This is a genomic window from Duganella sp. GW821-FHT01E12 (assembly GCF_059422325.1).
Genome location: NZ_JBWKWR010000027.1, coordinates 1 through 3097, shown reverse-complemented (window position 1 = coordinate 3097; position 3097 = coordinate 1). Strand labels below are relative to the sequence as shown.

At 55.8% G+C, this 3097-nt stretch carries 2 protein-coding genes; both read right to left on the bottom strand.

Features of this window, described 5'->3' with window-relative positions; translation table 11 throughout:
• Positions 1–135: 135 nt before the first annotated feature.
• Positions 136–1347: a sensor histidine kinase gene (locus tag AC07WS_RS30305; RefSeq protein ID WP_494732637.1), complete on the bottom strand. Its 1212-nt coding sequence runs from the start codon at positions 1345–1347 to the stop codon at positions 136–138.
• A gap of 84 nt (positions 1348–1431) precedes the next feature.
• Entirely contained in the window at positions 1432–2796 is a 1365-nt protein-coding gene (locus AC07WS_RS30300; protein WP_494732636.1) for a sodium-dependent transporter, read from the bottom strand.
• Positions 2797–3097 lie beyond the last annotated feature (301 nt).

The window sequence follows — 3097 nt, the reverse complement described above, 5'->3', positions numbered from 1 at the left end:
ACCGTGAAACAACTCTGCGCCGATGATAGTGCTGCAACCAGTGTGAAAGTAGGTTATCGTCAGGCTAGTTATAAGAAGAAGCCCGCTCAGTGAACTGAGCGGGCTTTTTTGCGTCTGTTAAACACAGAAACCGTGCTAACGCGTCGGTGCCAGCATCGGCAGCGTCAGCGTGAACCGCGTGCCGCCGCCAGGTTCGCTGACGACGTCGATGACGCCACCCAAAATCTCGGTGACAATGTTATGGACGATATTCAGCCCCAAGCCTGAGCCGCCAACCCCCAACTTGGTAGTGAAGAACGGATCGAAGATGCGCGACAGATATTCCTTCTGGATGCCGGCGCCATGATCTTCAACCGACAGCGTCACCAAGCCTTGGGCCGAAAGGCTGGCCGAGATGTCGATCAGTCCTTCGTTGCGGCCTTCGTAACCATGCAGAATGGCGTTGTTGATCAGGTTGGTAATCACCTGTCCGATCGGACCTGGATAACTTTCCATCATCAGGTCCGGCGGTATCCGCTGCTGGATTACGTAGGGCGTACGCTTGATCGTCGGCTGCAGCGTCAGCACATTACCGGCTACCACTTCGGCCAACAAAAAACTGCGACGTTGAGAGCTAGTCTGGTCGACTGCCACTTGCTTGAAATTAGTGACGATCTCCGCCGCGCGATGCAGATTGCGGCCCAGTATATCCACCGACAGCTGCGCATTTCTGATGTAGTGCTCAAACTCCTTGCGCGTTATACCGCCTTCCGCCGTCAGGTGTTTGGTAATCTCATCGGTCTGCATTTCAAACGTGGAGGATGCCATCAGGCTGTTGCCGATCGGCGTATTCAGTTCGTGCGCGATGCCGGCCACCATGGCGCCCAGTCCGGCCAGGCGCTCATTGCGCACAAGGTCTTTGCGCGCCTTGTCCAGTGTGACGATCATGTCCTGCAATTCACGGTTGGCCTTGCGCAGCGCCAGGTGGGTATTGATGCGCGCGAGCACCTCTTCGATTTGGAATGGCTTGGTGATGTAGTCCACGCCGCCAGCGTCGAAGCCCGTAACCTTTTGCTTGGGGTCGGTTAGCCCGGTCATGAAGATGACGGGGATATCCTTGGTGGCCTTGCAGGCCTTGAGGCGCCTGCAGGCCTCGAAGCCGTCGATGCCGGGCATGACGACATCAAGCAGGATCAGGTCCGGCTCGGCGAATTCCGCGCGCATCAGGCCTTCGGCGGCGGTCTGGGCCAGCACAATCATAAAGCCGTGTCGCTCAAGCCGGTCCAACAGTGCTGCCAGATAGGAAAGCGAATCGTCGACGATGAGTATCGTCGGCATCGGTATTACGGGGATCTCGCTCTGGTTCATCACGCAGCCTGAGGATATTCACGGTCAAGATAGTATATGCATACTGTTCAGGCGGAGGTGAAAAAAAGAGTGAGACCGTTGCGCCTATAACAAATTCAAACCCTTCAACATTACCAAAAGAATCAGTGCTGGCGAGACGTAGCGCAACAGGAAAAAGACCATGCGTATCACGGCCTGGTTGCTTAATGTGCCGTGATTCGACAGCGCTTGGTTGAACTTGTCCATCCCCCACACCCAGCCTACAAAGATGGCCAGCAAGATGCCTCCCAATGGCAGCAGCAGATTGGACGAAACGAAGTCGAACAGGTCAAACATGTTCATGCCAAACAGTTTGAAATTGGCGAGCATGTTGTTAGTCAGTGCGCAGCTGGAACCGAGCAGCATCAGGAAGGCGATGGTGAGCGACGTGGCCTTGGCGCGGCTAAAACCCAGTCGCTCATGCAGGATCACGACAGGCACTTCCATCAGCGACAGCATCGCACCGGTAGCGGCCACGGAGGCGAGCACGAAGAAGGCGATCATCAGCCACTGGCCGCCAGGAATCTGCGAGAACACTGCAGGGATAGTGATGAAGACCAGCGCAGGCCCGGCTGCCGGCGCAAAGCCGAAAGTGAATACCGCAGGGAAGATCGCGATGCCCGCCAGCATGGAGACGCACAGGTCGGCTGCCATGACGCGCAGCGTGGTCTGTGGAATATTCTGGTCGTCGCGGAAGTAGGAGCCGTAGGTCATCATCGTGCCCATGCCCAAGGAGAGCTTGAAGAACGCCAAGCCCATTGCAGTAAGAATGACGCTGGCGGTGATCTTGCTGAAGTCGGGGCGGAACAGGAAGCCCAAACCGTCGGCTGCTTTGTCCAGCGATAGGCTGACCGCGCACAGCACCAGCAACAGTAGGAACAGTATGGGCATCAACTTCTTGGCGATGCCTTCAATGCCCTTGGTCACGCCCATCAGCAGGATGCCGCCGATAAAGGCGAGTACGCCCCATTGCCACAGTAGCGATTGCATAGGATCGGCGATCAGCACAGCGAACGCGCCCTCGGTGACGTGGCGATCGCTGCTTAGAATGGAGCCACCGATGGCCTTGAATACATAGGCGAAAACCCAGGCAACCACTTCGGAATAGAAGGACAGAATCAGGAAGGCCGCTGCCATGCCGGCCGCGCCGACCAGCCACCATGGCATGCCTTTCTTGGGGCTGAGTTTTTGCAATGCAGTGATCGGATTAGCTTTCGCTGCACGTCCCATGGCTATCTCCGCAATCATGACGGGCAGACCGATGACCAGGGTCGCGAGCAAATAGATCAACAGGAAACCTGCACCGCCATTAGCGCCGGTCAGATAAGGGAACTTCCATATATTGCCGAGCCCCACGGCCGAGCCCAGTGTCGCGGCGAGGACACCGAAGCTGGAGCTGAAGCCACCGCGTTTGATTGTGCTATTGGTCATTGAATGCATTCCTGCCAAATTCTAAAGGGCGCGATTGTAGCAGTTCGAAAAAAGGCCTTGCAGTTATCGAGGGGGCTTTGCTATAGTTCGCCCCCTTGCAGAACACAGCACACGTTGCTGAGTTAGGTGGGGAAAAGTAGGGGTTGACGAAACGATCTAAACGCTTCATACTCTTTCTTCTTCGCTGACGGACACAACGCTTCGCAGCAAACGCAGTACCGAACAAGTTCTTTAAAAATTAACAGTCGATAAGTGTGGACGTTTGATGAAAGTGCACAGCAGGCTAGTCCTGCTGATACTT

Bases quoted from the DNA above. Each gene is read 5' to 3' on its own strand.
- AC07WS_RS30305 (WP_494732637.1), bottom strand. From the start codon at position 1,347: ATGAACCAGAGCGAGATCCCCGTAATACCGATGCCGACGATACTCATC.
- AC07WS_RS30300 (WP_494732636.1), bottom strand. From the start codon at position 2,796: ATGACCAATAGCACAATCAAACGCGGTGGCTTCAGCTCCAGCTTCGGT.